The organism is Microbulbifer agarilyticus (genome assembly GCF_001999945.1).
Classification (GTDB): Bacteria; Pseudomonadota; Gammaproteobacteria; order Pseudomonadales; family Cellvibrionaceae; genus Microbulbifer; species Microbulbifer agarilyticus_A.
Map to the genome: position 1 here is coordinate 2,814,971 of NZ_CP019650.1, position 20,581 is coordinate 2,835,551.

Genomic DNA, 20,581 nt, shown 5'->3' on the forward strand with positions numbered 1-20,581 from the left:
AGATAAATAATGGATTGTAGAAACGGTCACTTTATAACCAATGACTATAGAGTGACAAAAGATCGATAGGGGGCCGCTATGATACACAGGGGCTTATGGCAGTCCCATTAATTTTTTATATGGCGGCAATAGCAGACGCCACCTATCAGTCAGCAGCAAAAACACCCGCCCTCCATCCGTTGACCGAGAAGCCACCAACTGACCCTACAGTTCATATAAAGAGCAGCTAGAATAATGATTGATCGATAGCAAAATCTTATTGACACTTATTCTCATTAACAATAAGATCTCTTTATCGATAAACAGTAGATCGAATTTGCACCAGGTTTCCCGATGTACATCTGTATTTGTAAAGGCATCACCGACAGTCAGATTAAAGACGCGGTCCACGATGGCTCCACCTCCATTAAAGCCCTGCGCCGCCAACTGGGCGTCTCCTCCCAATGTGGACGCTGTGCGGAACTGACCAAGGAAATCATCGACGAGACCATGTCTGCTGGCATGCCCGCCGAAGCGAACGGCGCACTGTTCTACTCCGCCGGCTAATCAGCTGCACCGTCATATGCGTGCGCGCAAGTTACAAGTCAAAAGTAACGCGCGCACGTCGGCTTCTTTGTCCCTCTGCCCTGCATTGCATCCCTACTCCACGCCACCCCACCCGCCTACCCTTACTCGCCTACCCTTAAAAGACGAGATTTCAAGCGTGGGGAAACCGCAACATCATGAAACAGCGGCTGCTATATATCGCTAGCAGACTTCGAACCAGCTTTTGGCTCATCCCCACCTTGATGATGACGGCGGCCATTTTCCTCGCCCTGTTGTTTACCGCAATCGACAATACCTATGAGGCAGGCCATTTGCCCGGGCTCAGCTGGCTGCGTCTGCATGACCCCAGCAGTGCCCGCGCATTGCTCACCGTTATCGCCACCTCTACCATTAGCGTCGCGGGTACCGTGTTCTCAATCACCATGGTCGCCCTGACCCTCGCCTCCAACCAATTTGGCCCGCGCCTGGTGCGCAATTTCATGCGCGACCGCGGCACACAGGTCTCTCTGGGTATCTTCCTCTCAACCTTCGTTTACGCACTGATGGTTATCCGGGTACTTGGCGCTGAGACCGAGCGAACCCAGCCCACCCTCTCGGTCAGTTTCGCACTGTTCCTTGCACTGGGGTGTATTGCCTATCTGATCTACTTCATTCACAACGTGGCGCAGTCGATCCAAATCGACAACATTACCTTTCACATCAACCGGGAATTTCGCTCGGCACTGGACACCATCTACCCGGCGGAAGAGTGCCGTGCCCCGGCCGCCAGCCGCGAAGACCTGAGAGAGCTGCCGCAGAACAAAGACAGCACCTGCGTACGCACAAACAAGGAGGGCTATGTTCAGCTTATTGACCGGCAGGCATTGATCGACTGGGCACGCGAGAACAATTGCTGCGTTCAGTTGCAGAGCCACCCCGGCACCTTTCTCTATCACTGGGGCGTTATGGCGCAGGTTTCTGATCCGCCGCGGCATTTGGATAGTCAGGAGATCGCCAGGGCAATACAAGGGGCATTCACCCTCGGGGCACAGCCCACCGCGGGGCAAGACATAATTTTTTCTATTCGTCAGATGTCGCAGGTCGCAGTAAGGGCCTTATCCCCGGGTATCAATGATCCATTTACGGCATACACGTGCATCGACCGCTTAATGGATGGCATCGGCGTGATTCTCCAGCGGCCCCCACTCCCCAACTGCTTTTACGATCAGGACGGTCATCTGCGGCTCATCGTCAGCGAGCTCGATTTATCTCACGTGCTTGCCGCCGCACTCGACGAAATACTGGAATACGGACGCACCAGCGGCGTGGTGATGCGACACCTGTGCGGTGGACTAATTGAACTTTCCGAGATTTGCTGCCGACGGGAGGATCGCCAGGCACTTTACGGCCTAATGCTGCGTTTGAAAGAGGATTGTGCCATCAGTCTCGAGGACAGGTTCGATATTGACGCGATACAGAAGCATTTATCAAAAATGCGCAAATTGCTGGAGTAACACGCAACTGCGCCGAACATTTCTAGCGGTAACCGCTCCTAACTAGCTTTTTATCTTGCCTCTTCTTTTCACATCAAAACTTGCCAACCTCTCCCTTCACCTGCTCGATTTCCCGATTCAAGAAGAAACCGACGATAGTGCGAATCGCAACCAGCACTCCAAGAAACACTAGATCGTCCAGCGTGTGACTTACCACCGTGTGTAACAAGTCAGAAATAATCAGCAGCTCTAGCGCAAACACCAGCTTGATACCGAGATCACAGCGCGCCATCTGTAGCGCAAACATGCGTTCCGCGTGCGATCCGGTTCTGGATGCGCGCAAGACCTCATAAACCGCGACGACAAAGCCCCACACCATAATCAATGAAGCCGTAGCTTCTATGACAAAGACAGCTCCCGCGAGAAAGGTATGGAAGTATTGCTCCATAACGTCGCTACCCTCAAAGCCCCTTTGTGCGATTAAACCAGACCAGCATCGGTTCCCAACTCTGCCATTACCGCCCCCGCGTATGCGAGCCAGCCAATGATGTTCGGGTTCATTTCGCGCTCATTGACTCTATTGCCCTTCGGCGGACATGTCTTTTTATGTGTACTTAGACGTCAATATGCATAGCTGAAAGATGGTTCGTGGCGGGGGAAAATAAAATCACTGTAGTGTAGTCGATACCCTCGTACGGACTCGCAGTAGGCAGAAGCCGCTGATATTAAGTAGGAATCGTTTTCGTTTACCTTTACGGCTAAATTTGCTTTTAAGCCTTTATATATAGTCCCTGCGTAATTTCGCACTCAGCCTTGACTTGCCGCATTCTGCCCATCAAACTCGACCGCAATTCGCTCGGGGTTCAATGATTTTTATCAATCCAGCCCCTCGAGCGGAAATCGGGACAATAAAATTAAGTGAGGGCTCCCCTGCCCCAAGTAAACGAGTTATCGCTTGAGCAGGAAGCCGCAGGAAACAACATGGAGCTAACGCAATGAAAGGCGATCCAAAAGTCATCGAACACCTGAACAAAGCTCTCGGCAACGAGCTGATTGCGATCAATCAGTATTTCCTGCATTCCCGCATGTTCAAGGACTGGGGTCTGAAAGAGCTGGCGGATAAGGAATATCACGAATCCATCGACGAGATGAAACACGCCGACTGGCTGATCGAGCGGATTCTCTTCCTTGAAGGCATTCCCAACCTGCAACACCTGGGCAAACTGCTCATTGGTGAAAACACTGAAGAAATGCTGAAGTGTGACCTGCAGCTGGAGAAAAAAGCGATCCCGGATTTGCGTGACGGCATCGCCTACTGCGAGTCTATCCGTGACTACGGCAGCCGCGAATTGCTGCAGCGCATCCTCGACTCCGAAGAAGAGCATGTGGACTGGCTGGAAACTCAGCTTAGCCTGATCGACAAGGTCGGCCTGCAAAACTATCTGCAGACTCAGATGGAAAAAGCTTCCGACGAGTAAGCGTCGCTGCGCGGTTGCTGCCTACTAGTTACTACCTACTAGGTAGGGCCTGCTAGAGAGCAGCGCGCATCCCGATGTTTGCAGACATAAAAAAACCGCGGTCAATGCCGCGGTTTTTTTATGGGCCGTACGAACGGAAAAGTGCAATCACTCGCCCTGTTCGGCGCTGCCTGCGGCCTCTTCAATCAACGTCTTGAGTTCGCCGTTTTCATGCATTTCCATGATGATGTCGCAGCCGCCCACCAGCTCCTGCTTAACCCACAGCTGCGGGAAAGTCGGCCAATTGGCGTACTTCGGCAGTTCCTGGCGAATATCCGGGTTCGCCAAAATATCCACATAGGCAAAACGCTGGCCACACGCCATGATCGCCTGGGAAGCGCGCATAGAGAAGCCGCACTGTGGCGCATTGGGGCTGCCCTTCATATAAAGCAGGATGTCGTTATCGGCGATCTGCTTTTTGATATTTTCCAGAGTATCCATAGTGGAAGCTAACCTCGGCTGAAAAGTCGGTTGGAAATACGAGTGACCCCGGCTTCTGCGGTGTCGATCCGTCAACGAAAGCGCGCATTGTACCCGATTCCGATTCGATTCCCATCCGCGGCCTGCGTGAAGCTATGGGCCTCTGTTACCGGGCTCCGGCTGTGCTAGTATTGCCGGTTTCCCGGGAAAATTGCGGTCAGAAAACGCAAAAGACGCATTTTCTGCGGTTTTCCCATTGTTCGGGGCCGGCGGATACCGGCCCACGCTTTGAGACCCACCCACAGAGGAGATATACGGTGGCCACTCCCGCACTGATGCAAAACTACGGTAACAGAACCCTGACCCTGGTCAGAGGCGAAGGCAACTACGTGTGGGATGACAATGGCCGACGATATCTCGACGCCCTCTCCGGAATTGCCGTATGCGGTCTCGGCCACTGCCATCCGGCGGTCACCCAGGCCATTCAGGAGCAGGCCAACACCCTGTTGCACGTTTCCAACCTGTACAACATTCCCCCGCAAGAACAGCTGGCGGAAAAACTGGTGACCCAGTCGGGCATGGACAACGTATTCTTTTCCAATTCCGGTGCCGAGGCCAACGAGGCAGCCATCAAATTGGCGCGCAAGCTGGGCAACCAGCGCGGCCTCGCCTGCCCGAAAATTGTGGTTACCGAGGGGGCTTTCCACGGCCGTACCCTGGCAACGCTGACCGCCACTGGCAATCCAAAGGTACAAGAGGGCTTTGCTCCCCTGCCCGAGGGTTTTTTACGTGTTCCTTATAATGACGTCGCCGCCATCGAGAAGCTGGCCGCGGAGCACGAAGATATCGTAGCGATTCTGGTAGAACCGGTGCAGGGCGAGGGCGGTATCCGCATCCCGGATGCGGACTATCTGGCGCGCCTGCGCGCACTCTGCGACAACCAGAACTGGCTGCTGATGCTGGATGAAATCCAGACCGCTAATGGCCGCAGCGGCAAGCTGTTCGCCTACCAGTATATCGACGGCCTGCTGCCAGACGTGGTCACCACCGCCAAGGGGCTCGGTAACGGTGTACCCATCGGTGCCTGCCTCGCCCGCGGCGAAGCCGCAGCACTCTTTAGCGCGGGCACCCACGGCTCCACCTTCGGTGGCAATCCGCTGGCCTGCCGCGCCGGCCTCGCCGTTCTGGAAACACTGGAAAGCGAGTGGCTGATAGAAAGAGCAGCCAGCCTCGGCACCCAGCTAGTGGATCAACTGAAAGCGGAGCTTGCCGGCTGCGCCCATGTTGTGGATATTCGCGGCCTGGGCCTGTTAATCGGCATTGAGCTGGATCGCCCCTGCGCCGAGCTGGTCGATCTGGCCCGTGAACAGGGGTTGCTGATCAACGTTACCGCTGGCAATGTACTGCGCCTGCTCCCACCACTCACCCTGAGTGATGAAGAGTGCGGCCAGATCGCCACCACCGTCGCCGCACTGGTGCGGGAATTCGCCCAACAGGCCGCCTGAATTCGGAGGAAACCAACATGGCAGTCAGACATTTTCTCACCCTCCTCGACCTGAGCCGGGATGAACTGCGCGCAGTTATCGAGCGCGCCATCGAAGTAAAAGCCCTGCGCAACCAGGGTGTCAGCAGCGAACCGTTTCGCGACAAAGTACTGGGGATGATTTTTGAAAAGTCCTCAACCCGTACCCGCGTATCGTTTGAAGCGGGCATGGCGCAGATGGGCGGCAGTGCACTGTTCCTGTCACCGCGCGACACCCAGCTGGGCCGCGGCGAACCGATTGAAGACAGCGCGCGCGTGATTTCGCGCATGGTGGATATGGTGATGATCCGCACCTTCGGTCACAACGTGCTGGAGCGCTTCGCGGAATACAGCAAGGTACCGGTGATCAACGCCCTGTCCGACAGCTACCACCCCTGCCAGCTGCTCGCGGACCTGCAAACCTATGTGGAGCACCGCGGTAGCCCGGAAGGCAAGGCCGTGGCCTGGGTTGGTGACGGCAACAACATGTGCCACTCCTACATTAATGCCGCATTGATGTACGACTTTGAGCTGCGCATCGCCTGCCCCGAGGGTTACGACCCGGACGAATCCATTGTCGCCCGCGCCAAAGACCGGGTAAAAATTGTACGCACACCGCAAGAAGCAGTGAGCGGCGCCGATTGGGTAGCCACCGACGTATGGGCCTCCATGGGCCAGGAGACCGAGCAGCAAATTCGCCTAAACGCTTTCGAAGGTTACCTCGTCGATCACGAACTGATGAGCCACGCCAATAGCGATGCAGTCTTCATGCACTGCTTGCCCGCACACCGCGGTGAAGAAGTGAGCGGAGAGCTACTGGAAGACGAGAAGATCTCAGTGGTATGGGACGAAGCGGAAAACCGTTTGCACGCACAAAAGGCGCTGATGGAATTCCTGCAGGAGAACAGCAACGGCTGATCGCTTTTCGATCACCTTTTAATCCTGCATACCGAAGGGCGCCAGAATATTCTGGCGCCCTTTTTTGTAGCAGCTTATAGCGCCTTGCGGGTGCTCATTTTTCGTACGCACCGCTGTGCAAAGAGCTCCCCTCTCATGCACAATTTTTATCCACAAATTGCATCCCAGACAGCTGATAACTCGAAAGGGCCAAAGGTCAACAATGGCGCTAAAATCGACCTAACAGTGTCGGTTTGATCACACAATGTGCAACCTCGGGCGGTTATTGCCGGGCTTAATTTAAGACCCGATTACTATTAAAAAATATTCTTAAAACACCCGCCCCGCGCAATCCGCTGATCACTTTTTATACCCGGCCAGTAATGGCGGGCGCTAGCGGCAGGAAAAATCCACCGCCGCACCAGCTACCCACAAATTATCCACAAGTAACTCCAGAGTTATCCGCCTTGAATTACCCCCCCAACCGCATTATCTTGTTGCTCATTCGAGGTCGAACCCCAACATATTGGGTTTAGGTACCAGGCCAACCCCAAATTACCCTTGGGAAAACGTCGCCAGGCACTTTCAGCAACCACAATATCTTGTGTTCGACCTCTTTCGCACCAACTAGTTGGCACAGCAGGTTGTCCGTTTTAGGCGCCCTCTTCTGGGCAAAACGCGACACCTGGGCAATGCGCTCAGGCCAATCGCAGTTTCAAAGATGTACCCCGCAAGAGTTATCCGAGCGAAGCCTGTTCTTCGCCACAACTACTTGTGCCTGCGGAATCATTTTGGTTCCTCAAGAGACTGCGCTGGCTAATAAATAAGCGCCTGTTAAGCGCGATGTAAAAGCACTTAACAGAGAAGCACTAGCGGTTGCGTAAAGAGTTAAGGCCACAAGCCGAACTTGTATAAATCAAAGCAAAAACCAAAAGCAGTCGACCACGACACGCACGCACAATTTACGGAGAATTTCATGCACACAGAGACAGGGCGCCCCCAGTCTGAGCCAAACGGCACCACCAAGGAATCGGTAACAGACCAGGCCAGCAGCAATACTTCACTGGCTGCCACTGCCCCCGGTCAGATCCGTGTTATCAAGCGCAACGGTACCGTGGTGCCGTACGCCGACAGCAAAATCTCTGTAGCCGTCACCAAGGCGTTCCTCGCCGTAGAAGGTGGCACTGCCGCCGCCTCCAGCCGTATCCACGAGCGCGTGGCCGATCTGGTTTCCCACATCAGCGCAACCTTCAAGCGTCGCATGCCTTCCGGCGGCACCATCCATATTGAAGAGATTCAGGACCAGGTTGAGCTGGAACTGATGCGCGCCGGCGAACACAAAATCGCGCGCGACTACGTTCTGTACCGTGAAGAGCACGCGCGTCTGCGTGCCGAGAAAGAAAAAGAGAAAGCAGCGGCACCGGAAGCGGCTGCCGACATGCACCCGAGCATTCGCGTAAAAGTTGAAGACGGCAGTAAAGAAGGCAAGCTGGTACCGCTGGACATGGAGCGCCTGCGCACCATCGTACGCGAAGCCTGCGAAGGCCTGACCGACGTCGACGGCGACCTGATCCTCGGCGAAGCACTGAAGAACCTGTACGACGGTGTTTCCGAAACCGACATCAATACCGCGCTGGTAATCACCGCGCGTACCCTGGTTGAGCAAGAGCCCAACTACACCTACGCCACCGCCTTCCTGCTGCTAGACAAACTGCGCTCCGAAGCCCTGCGCTTCCTGGGCGTTGCCGAGTCCGCTACCCAGCAAGAAATGGAAAGCCTGTACAAGCCGGCACTGGCTGCGTACGTGGAAAAAGGAATTGAACTGGAACTGCTGGATCCGGCACTGGCCAGCTTCGACCTGGAAAAACTGGGTGAAGCGATCAAGCCCGAGTGCGATCACCAGTTCACCTACCTCGGCCTGCAGACCCTGTACGACCGCTACTTCATCCACAGCGATGAAATCCGCTTCGAACTGCCGCAGATTTTCTTCATGCGTGTTGCCATGGGCCTCGCCATTAATGAAGAAGACCCGAACGCCCGCGCGATCGAGTTCTACAACCTGCTGAGCTCCTTCGACTACATGAGCTCCACGCCGACCCTGTTTAACGCCGGTACCCTGCGCCCGCAGCTGTCCTCCTGCTACCTGACTACCGTGCCAGACGACCTGCACGGCATCTACGGTGCGATCCAGGACAACGCCATGCTGTCCAAATGGGCCGGCGGCCTGGGTAACGACTGGACCCCAGTGCGCTCCCTCGGTTCCTACATTAAAGGTACCAACGGTAAGTCTCAGGGCGTTGTACCGTTCCTGAAGGTAGCGAACGACACCGCGGTTGCGGTAAACCAGGGTGGCAAGCGTAAGGGCGCAGTTTGTGCGTACCTGGAAACCTGGCACCTGGACATCGAAGAATTCCTCGAGCTACGCAAGAACACCGGTGACGACCGTCGCCGCACCCACGACATGAACACCGCCAACTGGGTGCCAGACCTGTTCATGAAGCGTGTGTTTGAAGACAAAGAGTGGACCCTGTTCTCTCCGGCAGACACCCCGGACCTGCACGACCTGTTCGGTGACAAGTTTGAAGAGCGTTACAACCATTACGAGCAACTGGCTGCGGAAGGCAAGCTGAAGCTGCACAAGAAAGTGCGCGCACTCGACCTGTGGCGCAAGATGCTGGGCATGCTGTTTGAAACTGGCCACCCGTGGATCACTTTCAAGGACGCCTGTAACCTGCGTAGCCCGCAGCAGCACGCCGGTGTGGTACACAGCTCCAACCTGTGCACCGAGATCACCCTGAACACCAAAGCGAACGACGAGATCGCCGTATGTAATCTGGGCTCGGTAAACCTGTCCCAGCACATCAATGATGCCGGCGAGCTCGACATCAGCAAGCTGGAAGGCACCGTCAAGACTGCCGTGCGCATGCTCGATAACGTGATCGACATTAACTACTACTCCGTGGAAACCGCGCGTCAGTCCAACATGCGCCACCGCCCTGTGGGCCTGGGCCTGATGGGCTTCCAGGACGCGCTGTACAAAGCCGGCATCTCCTACTCCAGCGATGAAGCCGTCAAGTTCGCCGACACCACCATGGAAGCGATCAGCTACTACGCCATCTCCACCTCCAGTGATCTGGCGGCAGAACGCGGCAGCTACACCAGCTACGAAGGTTCTCTGTGGAGCCAGGGCATTCTGCCAATCGACTCCATCGAAATTCTGGCCAAGAACCGCGGCGAGCAGTTCATCGACCAGGACACCAGCACCACCCTCGAGTGGGACGTAGTACGCGAGAAGGTTGCCAGCCAGGGCATGCGTAACTCCAACGTCATGGCTATCGCACCGACTGCGACCATCGCCAACATCACCGGTGTTTCTCAGTCCATCGAGCCGACGTACCAGAACCTGTACGTGAAATCGAACCTGTCCGGCGAATTCACCGTGGTGAACCCGTACTTGGTACACGACCTGAAATCCCGCGGCCTGTGGGACAAGGTGATGGTCAACGACCTCAAGTACTACGAAGGTTCCGTGCAGAAGATCGACCGTATCCCGGCGGACCTGAAAGCCAAATACGCCACCGCGTTTGAAGTAGAACCGCGCTGGATCGTAGACGCCGCCAGCCGTCGTCAGAAGTGGATCGATCAGGCGCAGTCCCTGAACCTCTACATCGCCGGCGCCAACGGCAAGAAGCTGGACCTGACCTACCGCATGGCCTGGTACCGCGGTCTGAAGACCACCTACTACTTGCGTGCACTGGCTGCCACCACCACGGAGAAATCCACCGTGAACACTGGCTCCCTCAACGCAGTAAGTGCCGGCGGCGCACCCGCGGCCAGCGCCGCTCCGGCAGCGCAGTCCAGCACTCAGGAAATGGGCGCACCGGCCGCCGTGCCGCAGGCCTGTTCTCTGGACGATCCGGACTGTGAAGCCTGCCAGTAATTGGCCGGCCCTAGATTAAAAGACTCTCGGGGGAGAGCGACCGCAGACACTCGTTTTCAAACGAAGCGCCTGCAACCAAGACCATAAGCGCCGCCCCGGTACCGGATCCAACAAGAGGTCCGGGCCGGGCGCCGACCGCACACCACACACTTGCGCGAGCTGTTATTCAACAGCTCGCCACCCACAGAAGGGGAAGAAGTCATGCTGAGCTGGGACGATATCGATTCCAAACCCGAACAGAAAGCGAAAGAACCGCAACCGGTGCCGGGCGCACTGCAATCCGAGCAGCAGGCAGTCACCGAACCCAGCGCTAACTACCAGGTAGAGAGCGCGAGCAGTGCCCCGGCATCGACCGCGGCCCAGGAAGAAGGCGCAACCGCGAGCAGCGCATCAGCCTCCTCCGCCGTGGAAGCCGCCCGTGCCGCCGTAAACGATCTGGACCCGGCTCCCGGCCTCGAAGAACTGGAAATGGGCGCAGCCCGTATCGAGGTGGACGAGAAGCGCATCATCAACTGCCGCGCCGACCTCAACCAGCTGGTGCCGTTCAAATACGACTGGGCTTGGCAGAAATACCTCGACGGCTGTGCCAACCACTGGATGCCGCAAGAAGTAAACATGAACAAAGACGTGTCCATGTGGAAAGACCCCGACGGTCTGACCGAGGACGAGCGTCGCATCGTGGAATACTCCCTGGGTTACTTCTCCACCGCAGACTCCCTGGTAGCCAACAACCTGGTGCTGGCCATCTACCGCCACATCACCAACCCGGAGTGCCGCCAGTACATCCTGCGTCAGTCCTTTGAAGAAGCCATCCACACCCACGCCTACCAGTACTGTGTAGAGTCTCTGGGCATGGACGAAGGCGAAGTCTTCAACATGTACCGCGAAGTACCGAGCGTGGCCAAGAAAGCGGCGTGGAGCCTGTCCCACACCCAGTCCATCGGCGACCCCAACTTCAAAACCGGCACCCCGGAAGCGGACCAGGAACTGCTGCGCAATCTGATCGCCTTCTATGCGGTAACCGAGGGTATCTTCTTCTACTGCGGCTTCACCCAGATCCTGTCCATGGGCCGCCGCAACAAGATGACCGGTGTTGCCGAACAGTTCCAGTACATCCTGCGCGATGAGTCCATGCACCTGAACTTCGGCATCGACGTCATCAACCAGATCAAACTGGAAAACCCGCACCTGTGGACCGATGCGTTCCAGCAGGAAGTAACCCAGATGATCCTGGAAGGTATGGAACTGGAAGTGGCCTACGCCCGCGACACCATGCCCCGCGGCGTACTCGGCATGAATGCCGCCATGATGGAAGAGTACCTGCACTTCATCGCCAACCGCCGCCTGAGCCAGCTTGGTCTGAAAGAACAGTTCCCGGGCGCGCAGAACCCGTTCCCATGGATGTCTGAAATCATGGACCTGCGCAAAGAGAAGAACTTCTTCGAAACGCGCGTAATTGAATATCAAACCGGTGGTGCACTGCAGTGGTAACTGCGTAGCACACCGACAGTAATAAACGGAATTATTACAAGAAGTAGTCGCTCACAGGAAGAGAGGTAATTAAGCGGGCATAATGCCCGCTTTTTTTATTTAAGAAATTCCATTTAGCGTCAGAATTTCTGATAGACCAAAGAAAATAACGAGTGGTGCGAATGCAACCTTTTAAAACTCAATTCACCTTGTCACGGGATTACCTTGCAGAGTGTTATGACCAGTCTTCACTCTACGGAAAAAGCATCAAGCCAAATTATCTGTTTCCCCTCTTGATGCTAGTCGCAGGTACCGGGACATTGTTTTTTACCGAACAACCCAAAGTTTTGGGCTACATACTGGTTGCTTTCGCACTTCTGGAACTACTCCATATTCGGTTTCGACGTGCCTGGTGGCTAGCTCGGCAGATGTTGGGCAGAAGCGCCAATAGTGAGGTGACTCTGACTATCGACGAAGAGCGAGTAACCACACAAAGTGATCATGCACACACAACACTGCCCTGGTCGGATATCGAACAAGTCGTTGATACCGAGTTAGGTTTGATTCTTATCACCAAGTCCAGTGGCCAGCACTATTTGTCAAAATCGTTATTTCCGGATGGTCTAGTCGAACAGATCAAAGACCGAGCAGCAAGTGCTCGCGCTTAGGTGAAAATGCGCGAGCGCAAAATACCGGCAGATCATGTGGTTCAGCCCACATTCAGTTAAAGCCGGTACGATGGTGTCACCCTAAAACCAAACTCGGCCGTCGCTCTACGGGCGCTGTTTGCTGCGTTGGCACTGATGTAACCGATGAAAAGAAGACTGCTGCTACCCTGCTCCCTCGCGATCCTGACAACGGCCGGTTGCAGCATGGCCCCGTATCAGCATTCACCGGAAGACACCGCCAATCTCTCCAACAGCCCCGCAAAAAAATATCCCAAGGCAGCACAGCCATCCCTCTCACCCAACGAGCTGGTTAAGGCCAGCCTGTATAAGCAGCATCAAGAGTGGAAAGGCATCCCGTATCGACTGGGGGGCATGAGCAAACGCGGTATCGACTGCTCGGCGCTGGTCTACCTGATCTACCGCGATCACATGGGGATCGAGCTACCCCGCACCACTCAGTATCAGGTGCTGGCCGGAGAGTCCATCAAGCGAGCACAACTTCGCCCGGGAGATCTGGTCTTCTTTAAGACCGGCCGCCGGGGCCGGCACGTGGGAATCTACCTTGAAGAAGGTAAGTTCCTACACGCGTCTGTGTCCAAAGGCGTCACCATCTCCCATATGGCGGATCACTACTGGAAAAGCCGTTATTGGCGGGCACGCAGACTGGAACTAGAGCCTATTAAAGGGTCCTGATTCCACCGGTTCCAACAGCACTAATATCCCTTTATGCTGGAATAATCGCCGGGGCACGCGTAGAGTTTTGGCGTCTGCCACAACTAGTAATTGAGCACGATAACCAAAGATGCCTTACGTACTGATTACCCTGGCCATAGTCGCCCTTATCGTCGGCCCACAACTGTGGGTGCGCTACGTGCTGTGGCGCCACTCCACCGAGATCGGCGATATGCCGGGGTCCGGAGCGGAACTGGCCGAGCACCTGGTTGAGCGCTACGAGCTCGACGGGGTAAAGGTTATCAAGGCGGGAAAGGACCAGAACTACTACTCGCCTTCGGAAAAGATCGTGGCACTGAGCCCGGATGTTTACCACGGCAAGTCGGTCACCGCGGTGGCGGTAGCGGCCCATGAAGTAGGCCACGCGATCCAGTTCTGCCGCGAAGAGCCCGTCTCCAGGCTGCGTGACAAGTATCTGGGTAAAGCCGGCCAGATCCAAAAAATCGGCGGCTACATTCTGGTCGCCGCACCAATTCTCACTTTGCTGATCAAGTCACCAGTGATCTTCCTGTGGATCGGGATTGTGGCGGTAATCACCATGCTCGCATCCGCGCTCATGTACGTAGCAATACTGCCGGAAGAGTACGATGCGAGCTTCAACAAGGCCCTGCCCATACTCAGGGAGGGATACCTTCCGGAACACCTGTTAGGCTCGGCACACAGCGTTCTGAAGGCCTGTGCGCTCACCTACGTGGCGGGAGCTCTGCTGGATGTGCTGCGCCTGTGGCGCTGGATACGGTTTATCCGCTAGTCATTGATGAAGCCGTTTTCGTGCCGACATAGAATCGTCAGAGCAGAATCAAGACCGGGGCAGCGGACGCAACCCTCACAACATGGAATGGTCTCGCCAACCCTAACCAACCCCCGCACAGATTGGCACTCAGATCAGACTAAAATAGCCAACACCGAGTTTCTATTTTCGGGCCGGTGCAATCGCCACCTACGAAGGCTAGCGATCTGAGCATGGGTGCCCGCGAGATGGAGAGAACTTCCTATTCATCACCAACCACTAAGTAAGTCAACTTGGCTTGAAAGAACATTTCCAGGAAGTGAGAAACTTACGCCACTGGATACCTAAGCTCATGAGCCGCCGTAAAAAGGCGAACATCTTCAAAATGTACATAGACGAGCGTCTAACCAGCGGATATTCACAGAGATAAGACACCAAGTAAGCAGAACATTAAAAATGCACTTCGACGTACACCATCAAGCACAGGAAAATAAGAAATTAAGCGGGAACAATACCCGCTTAATTATTTTTTGAAAACCACAGAAATAAAAAATAACGCCGCTATCGCACCCAAAACTGTTTGAAATCAGCGCCCAGATTCCTCCGAGAAAAATATAAACGTCGGCTTAATAAACCATTTCAACACTAACAAACCAGACGATCCTATTCACCCGACACCAATATAGGTGTTCCATTTTCAATGTAAACTAAATGCGGCCCACCAGAAGCTGCTTGCTTCAGTTCGGCAACCAATGAGTTAACACCGTCAGCATTCAGTATATTCGCAGGAAGTCTAACCTTTCTGCTTGGGCCGCACTCAGCCTGAAAATTATTGAGAAGTCCAACTAACGCATCCTGACTATAGGCCTCTCCAACCTGGATCCTAATTATGGAACTCCAGGGAATCCCCTTAATAACATCATCCTTTGGAGAGACTATCTCATAAGAGACATAGATGCCCGCACGCTCCAATGTTTTTTTAAGGTTAACTAATTCATGTTCACAACTTTGATCATACGAATAAATATACTCATTTGTAATTTCTTGACTACACGCAACCATTTGCGTAAGCAAAAAAATTACCAAAGCAAATCTACAAAATCTACCTAGATTCAAAATACATACCTCCATCCCCAAAGTATCGAATGGATCGATCCTGAAAACCAAGTAGATTTTTAAAAGACAAGGCCTTAACGCTTTCAGCTCGAACTACAACCTTATTCAAAATTCAAAATTTCCCATCGCGGGCCCGACGGGAAGCCTCGAACAACCTCGCTCGACATGTCACCTCCAGACCTGAGAAAAGTTAATTTTATTCTTACTTGTTTCCAATAACTGCAGAGTTGTCAACCCACTCTTCCATTAAATTCTTCAGCAAGAGCTCATTTACAACACCATGCTTCTTCAGTTTTTCCATAAGTACAACAGTTCTTTTGTGCCCAAACCTTAGCAGTACAGAAAAAACTTTATTTGCGTAATCAACATCCTGGCTTACTCCAATTCCCGAGTAAGCCATCAAAGCCATAAAGTAGGAAGAATCCAAATGGCCTAATTGTGCACCTGTATGAAACTCGCTATATGCCAACACTAGATCTTCAGGGATACAAATTCCCTTATAGTAGGCAATTCCTCTATAGAAATGCGCATGCGAATACCCATCTAGCTCATCTGAAAATATAACGTCAATGAGATCGCAATCATATTCCCTTCGTTCGAAATTAAATAGCGCATTCTCGAGAATTGATCTCCTAAAATCATTCTTTACCACCTCAGAATCCAGAGTTTTCTTTTCAGTATATTCAGCCCTTGATGCAGCCTCATTCTTACTCACCTTAAACATGGATGATGCTTCCGACGCACGCGCAAGAGCGACACAAAATACAAACAATATGATGAGAAAAAAGTTTATATTCAAGCGATTGCCAGAGTTAACCAATGAAGTCAAATACATCTTATTCAGACATCCCCTGCAAATTCTGTTTAGCATTCATTATTCCGCATATAAATACGCCTTCCATGTCCACACATAAGGTTTTACGGCGTTCACTGTCCCTTGCGCGGTAACGGCTGCATTTCCAACCCCCTGTCAATTGCGCACCTACCCCTCCGTCCGTCGTCATAATGGCTGCACCGTCTAATTGTGCAACACCGATATCAATTTCTTTTCCAAGGGCAATCGTTCCCTGCCCATTAGAATCTACTGCCACACTCAACGGAGACAAGTTTTGAGCAGCAAGCTTTGTAATATCCACGCCAATGTCAAGATCGTCGTTGATTACTAGCGGTCCTTTGTTGAGCTCCAGATTAACTTCACTATCTACCAAGTCTTTCAGCTGTAGATCTCTTGGCCTTTCCAGCAACCCACCTTCTCCATGGACCTCATGGTTAAAAGCGCGGGAGAAAGAGCCCGAAATCGCACCATTTGAAAATTTTCCGCCGGAAACCGTCGAGGCTGTCCCGCCCACTACAGCAGCGGCCATCACCCGCGACACACTGAAACCTGTGTTACCCGCATCAATATGCTTGATTCCCCCAGAAGATGCTTGGGTCACACCAGCACTGGAGAAACCCTTTTTTGCCTCTACGGAATCGCCTGAGCACAATCAAAACCGAAGCTGCCTCACATACTTAAATACCAAACCCGCGTGACGATACACTACACGTCGACCAAAGCATGGCCACGCTAATAGCCTAAGGAGAGCCCTTAGCACTCTCATCATGGGTAAACTTGCCGTTCATCATAGTTGCCACGACCTTGGTATCACCAATCTTGTACGGGTCGATATCGCGGATATCCGACTGCAGGAGAACAAGGTCAGCCAGCTTGCCTACCTCGATGGAGCCTACCTTGTCATCCATACGCAGCAGGTAAGCACCGGCCAGGGTATGGGCCCGAATCGCCTGTTCAAGGGACAGCTTTGCACCCTCACCACCCAGCGCAGGCTGCTTGCGCGTAGTCTCACCAAACCCCTGGCGGGTTACCGCCCCCTGCAGGGTTTTCAACGGTTCATAGGTCGGCGCATAGGCTGCCACAGGCCAATCGGAACTTAAGGTCAGCCGTGCACCGGCATCTAACACCGGTTTCGCAGGCTGGAGACGGGTCATCCGCTCGTCGCCGATACGCGACCTTGCTATGTTGTTCGTCAGCGGATCGAGGCCCGCCCACGACAACTGCATATCCGCAGAAATATCGAACTGTTTTAATCGTTCCAGATCGTCCGGGTGGATAAGCCAGGCGTGGGACACCGCATTCCTGCGGTCGCGCTCGGGGTTGGCGGCAATCACCTTCTCCACCGAATCAATCATGCGGCGTACCGCCAGGTCCCCCAGGCAGTGGCAGAACACATCGAAGCCTTTTTCATCCGCGCGCTTGGCAGTATCGGTTACTACTTCGTAATCAATGATGGGCTTTGGGCTCGCTGCCGGATCATCCGCATAGGGTTCGACCAACAGAGCTGTACGCGTAACCTCATCGCCGTCCATATTGATTTTGAGTTTTTGTATTTGCAGCAATTCGGAATTGTATTTATCCCGATACTCCTCCAAAAGCGGGATCGGGTCGATCTCACCATTGTTCCAGTAATAGGTAGCAACGATGCGAAAAGGAAGCTTTCCTTCATCCTCATACTCGCGAATAAGCGAAAATGCATCGTCGTGCTCGATGCCCTGGATACCTGCATCCAATACCGTGGTCACACCAGCGGCGGAGAACTTGGGCATCCACTCATCCATACCGGAGCGGGTGTAATCCACGCCCAGATCGAGCAGCTTTTCCAGCGTGGAGATTTGCGCGGGCACCTCGATAATGTATCCCGTGGGAGTGCCATCTTCATCGCGTTTGAAGTAGCTGAACCCCGGAGCTGGGTCTTCGGTGTTTTTGTCGATACCGGCTACTTCCAGGGCTTTGGAATTCACCCACGCTTTGTGCCCATCTACCGCCCATAAAAAAATCGGTCTCGTGGAATCGATCGCATCCAGATCCGCGGCTGTGGGATCGCGATCATCCCAGACATTAAAGCGCCAACCGTATCCGGTGATTACCTCAAGCTCCGGGTTTTGCTCGGCGTACTCCCGGATTCGACGAAACAGTTCTTTCCTGTCATCCGTCAGCAGATCGACCCCGCGGGCAATCAAAGTGCCCGCAGCCAAATGAATATGCGAGTCAACAAAACCGGGGAGCAACATACCACCCTGCATATCCACCACCCGGGTATCTTTGCCGACCCATGCTTTGACGCCCTCCGCGGAACCTACATAGCTGATCTTGTTACCCGAGACCGCCACCGCCTGCGCTTCCGGTTGTTCCGGATTGACGGTAAATACAGTGCCATTGGTAAACACGACATCAGCAGACTGGCTATCCCGCTCGCAACCGGCGACAAAACAGAGACATACCAAGGTGACAACTAAGAAAGTCGCCAAGCGAGTGAACGGAGTTGAGAAAAAGCGCATCGGATACAACCTTCCATGGTGTACTGCGAATCGGACAGGAAAAGCATAGTGCCGAATCAATGGGGAAACAGAGGGCCTGTCACCAATGGTCTGGATTGGCGAACGCCTCGACACACTCGGTTACCCCGCGCATTGCCGGAATCGGGCTTCCATCCAGCGACTGCCCCAACCACCCAATGGGTTGGCTCAGGGGATAAGGTGCCGCAACAATACTTTCGTCAATTTGCGCAAAGCCGGTCTTCGAATAAAAGGCTGGGTCGCCATAGGTAAATACCAGATCAGTGCCCTGTGATCGCAACTGGTCGAGCCCGAAGGTAATCAGCGCCTGCCCTATCCCGGTCCCATGTACCTCGGTGGCAACGGCAACCGGGGAAAGAAGAAATGCCCGCTGACCGCTGGGAACCTTCAGGCGACTGAAAAATATGGCGCCGACAATACGCGTCCCGTCTTTGGCAACACAGCCAATGAGAGAATCCGCTGGCGTTGTTGTGATCAGGCTGGAAACCAAAAATCCGATACTTTGCCCTTCGGCCGCACCTTCTGACGCCGAAAAAACGCGAGTAAAGAGTTCGACGACTTCGTCGGTCGCCGTGGATTCGAATAATGAAAATTCCATAGATCTGACTTCTTACAATCCATTTTGCTGGTAGCTATCACTATGGCAGCTACAACCTGAAGTTACTGACTAAACTCCTATTTTCCGTAATGGCGCCCGGAGTGAAGCCAGGTGAATTCCGCCGACAACCCCACAAAGTCCGCAACGAAGAAAACCCTGACAGCCACCACACTCGGCCTGCTAACTGCTGCCACCGTGGTTACCAGCCTGCGTGGCCTGCCGATGATGGCGCAGGAAGAGCTGACGATGTTTATCTACATCGGTTTCGCCACCCTGCTGTTCCTTATTCCCGCCGGACTCGTTGCCGCTGAACTGGGTGGCGCTTTCGGGGACCGGTCTGGCGGCGTCTACACCTGGGTCGGCGAGGCGTTTAGCCCGCGCCTGGGGTTTACCGCCATCTGGCTGCAGTGGATCCAGAATGTCGTCTGGTACCCAACCGGGCTCAGCTTTGCTGCGGCCGGCATCGCCTATGGTATTGGCCTGCCTCACCTCGCCGACAACAACATCTTCGTCGGCCTGTTCTGCATCCTCTCCTACTGGGCGGCAACCGCAGTGGCGCTCACCGGTACAGACCTGCTCGCCAAGGTCACCAAATTCGGATTCTTGCTCGGCACCGTATTACCCGGCCTGATTCTGATGGTACTGGCCATCGCCTGGGCTACCGCCGGCCATGATATTGGCTGGGAAACCGCGACCAACCCCGCTGTGACCACCGAAGAGGATGGCCACCACCACCCGCGCTGGTTCCCACATGTGGCCGGACTCGGCTCCCTGGCCTTTCTGGGTGGCATTCTATTGAACTTCGCCGGCGTAGAGGCACAAGCCACCCACGCCACCGAAATGCGCAACGCCAAGCGGGACTACCCGATCGCCATCTTTATCGCTGCCGCGGTTTCTTTTGCCATCTTCACCGTGGGCGCACTGGCTGTGGCCGCAATCCTGCCCTACGACAACATCAGCCTGCAGACAGGAGTATTCACTACCTTCGAGCAAGCCTTCGACAAACTGCTGGGAATGAAATGGCCGGTACAGGTACTCGCACTACTGGTGTGCTATGGGGCCCTCGGTGGCGCACTGGCCTGGCTCGCCGGCCCCAGCCGCGGCCTGCTGGCCACCGCGCGTGACGGCACCCTGCCCCCCTGGCTGCAGAAGACCAACAAGCAGGGCATGCAGAAGAGTATCCTGCTGGTTCAGGGCATTATCGCCACGCTCATCTCCAGCATCTACTTTCTGTTCAAGGACGTGGCCACGGCATTCTTCCTGATATCAGCAATGACCATCACCCTCTACATCATCATGTACATGATGATGTACGCCGCCGCCATTCGCTTGCGCCACACCCGTCCCGACCTGCCCCGCAGTTTCGAAATTCCAGGCGGAATGACCGGCATGCTACTGGTCGCGGGCATCGGGTTCCTCGCGGTGGCGTTTGCCTTCGTGGTCTCGTTCTTTCCTCCCGACCAGTTACCCGTCGGCAGCCCCAGTACCTATGTGATTCTAGTGGCTGCTGGCGCCGTGGTGTTTACCGCAATTCCTCTGCTGATTTACCAATTCCGTAAGCCAGGCTGGAAGCAGCAACAGCCCACTACCGAGCAGTAA

General features: G+C 54.4%; 18 protein-coding genes. 11 read left to right on the plus strand and 7 right to left on the minus strand.

Features of this window, described 5'->3' with window-relative positions:
* Nucleotides 1-333 precede the first annotated feature (333 nt).
* Nucleotides 334-546, plus strand: a complete 213-nt coding sequence (locus tag Mag101_RS11670) for a bacterioferritin-associated ferredoxin (protein WP_077405122.1) — start codon at nucleotides 334-336, stop codon at nucleotides 544-546.
* Between the two features lie 176 nt (nucleotides 547-722).
* A complete protein-coding gene (locus Mag101_RS11675) occupies nucleotides 723-2,039 on the plus strand; it encodes a DUF2254 domain-containing protein (protein WP_077405125.1) in 1,317 nt (438 codons plus the stop codon).
* Between the two features lie 73 nt (nucleotides 2,040-2,112).
* Here Mag101_RS11675 and Mag101_RS11680 read toward each other — a convergent pair whose 3' ends face one another.
* Nucleotides 2,113-2,466 (minus strand): DUF1622 domain-containing protein, encoded by a 354-nt coding sequence (locus Mag101_RS11680; RefSeq protein ID WP_077405128.1) that lies wholly within the window; start codon nucleotides 2,464-2,466, stop codon nucleotides 2,113-2,115.
* Nucleotides 2,467-3,013: 547 nt separating this feature from the next.
* On the opposite strand from Mag101_RS11680, the gene bfr reads away from it, so the two are divergent.
* Nucleotides 3,014-3,496 carry a bacterioferritin gene (gene bfr / locus Mag101_RS11685; RefSeq protein WP_010133094.1) on the plus strand — a complete coding sequence of 161 codons (483 nt, stop codon included), beginning with the start codon at nucleotides 3,014-3,016 and terminating at the stop codon, nucleotides 3,494-3,496.
* A gap of 147 nt (nucleotides 3,497-3,643) precedes the next feature.
* Here the strand turns inward: bfr and grxD are convergent, their stop codons facing one another.
* Complete coding sequence (grxD, locus tag Mag101_RS11690) at nucleotides 3,644-3,976, minus strand: Grx4 family monothiol glutaredoxin (RefSeq protein ID WP_077405131.1); 333 nt, start codon at nucleotides 3,974-3,976, stop codon at nucleotides 3,644-3,646.
* Nucleotides 3,977-4,272: 296 nt separating this feature from the next.
* Here grxD and Mag101_RS11695 point away from each other — a divergent pair, with 296 nt between their 5' ends.
* From Mag101_RS11695 to Mag101_RS11725, 7 genes are all read left to right on the plus strand, one after another.
* Nucleotides 4,273-5,460: an aspartate aminotransferase family protein gene (locus tag Mag101_RS11695; protein WP_077405134.1), complete on the plus strand. Its 1,188-nt coding sequence runs from the start codon at nucleotides 4,273-4,275 to the stop codon at nucleotides 5,458-5,460.
* A gap of 17 nt (nucleotides 5,461-5,477) precedes the next feature.
* Nucleotides 5,478-6,395 (plus strand): ornithine carbamoyltransferase, encoded by a 918-nt coding sequence (gene argF / locus Mag101_RS11700; RefSeq protein WP_077405137.1) that lies wholly within the window; start codon nucleotides 5,478-5,480, stop codon nucleotides 6,393-6,395.
* 955 nt (nucleotides 6,396-7,350) lie between these two features.
* The gene (locus Mag101_RS11705) at nucleotides 7,351-10,314 is read left to right on the plus strand and encodes a ribonucleoside-diphosphate reductase subunit alpha (protein WP_077405140.1); all 2,964 of its coding nucleotides are present in this window, start codon (nucleotides 7,351-7,353) and stop codon (nucleotides 10,312-10,314) included.
* Between the two features lie 201 nt (nucleotides 10,315-10,515).
* Nucleotides 10,516-11,805: a ribonucleotide-diphosphate reductase subunit beta gene (locus Mag101_RS11710; RefSeq protein ID WP_077405143.1), complete on the plus strand. Its 1,290-nt coding sequence runs from the start codon at nucleotides 10,516-10,518 to the stop codon at nucleotides 11,803-11,805.
* 161 nt (nucleotides 11,806-11,966) lie between these two features.
* Nucleotides 11,967-12,452, plus strand: a complete 486-nt coding sequence (locus tag Mag101_RS11715; RefSeq protein ID WP_077405146.1) for a YcxB family protein — start codon at nucleotides 11,967-11,969, stop codon at nucleotides 12,450-12,452.
* A gap of 144 nt (nucleotides 12,453-12,596) precedes the next feature.
* Entirely contained in the window at nucleotides 12,597-13,145 is a 549-nt protein-coding gene (locus Mag101_RS11720) for an NlpC/P60 family protein (RefSeq protein ID WP_077405149.1), read from the plus strand.
* Between the two features lie 109 nt (nucleotides 13,146-13,254).
* Nucleotides 13,255-13,935, plus strand: coding sequence for a zinc metallopeptidase (locus Mag101_RS11725; protein WP_077405152.1), 681 nt, complete (start codon nucleotides 13,255-13,257; stop codon nucleotides 13,933-13,935).
* Nucleotides 13,936-14,577: 642 nt separating this feature from the next.
* Here the strand turns inward: Mag101_RS11725 and Mag101_RS11730 are convergent.
* The 5 genes from Mag101_RS11730 to Mag101_RS11750 all read right to left on the minus strand — a co-directional run bounded on the left by Mag101_RS11730 (nucleotide 14,578) and on the right by Mag101_RS11750 (nucleotide 18,982).
* Nucleotides 14,578-15,030 carry a hypothetical protein gene (locus Mag101_RS11730; RefSeq protein ID WP_157520327.1) on the minus strand — a complete coding sequence of 151 codons (453 nt, stop codon included), beginning with the start codon at nucleotides 15,028-15,030 and terminating at the stop codon, nucleotides 14,578-14,580.
* A 202-nt stretch (nucleotides 15,031-15,232) separates the two neighbouring features.
* Nucleotides 15,233-15,754, minus strand: a complete 522-nt coding sequence (locus Mag101_RS11735) for a hypothetical protein (protein ID WP_157520330.1) — start codon at nucleotides 15,752-15,754, stop codon at nucleotides 15,233-15,235.
* Nucleotides 15,755-15,866: 112 nt separating this feature from the next.
* A complete protein-coding gene (locus Mag101_RS11740; protein WP_157520333.1) occupies nucleotides 15,867-16,466 on the minus strand; it encodes a hypothetical protein in 600 nt (199 codons plus the stop codon).
* 139 nt (nucleotides 16,467-16,605) lie between these two features.
* The gene (locus tag Mag101_RS11745) at nucleotides 16,606-18,366 is read right to left on the minus strand and encodes an amidohydrolase (protein ID WP_077405163.1); all 1,761 of its coding nucleotides are present in this window, start codon (nucleotides 18,364-18,366) and stop codon (nucleotides 16,606-16,608) included.
* A 79-nt stretch (nucleotides 18,367-18,445) separates the two neighbouring features.
* Nucleotides 18,446-18,982, minus strand: a complete 537-nt coding sequence (locus Mag101_RS11750) for a GNAT family N-acetyltransferase (protein ID WP_077405166.1) — start codon at nucleotides 18,980-18,982, stop codon at nucleotides 18,446-18,448.
* Between the two features lie 111 nt (nucleotides 18,983-19,093).
* On the opposite strand from Mag101_RS11750, the gene Mag101_RS11755 reads away from it, so the two are divergent.
* The gene (locus Mag101_RS11755; RefSeq protein ID WP_077405169.1) at nucleotides 19,094-20,581 is read left to right on the plus strand and encodes an amino acid permease; all 1,488 of its coding nucleotides are present in this window, start codon (nucleotides 19,094-19,096) and stop codon (nucleotides 20,579-20,581) included.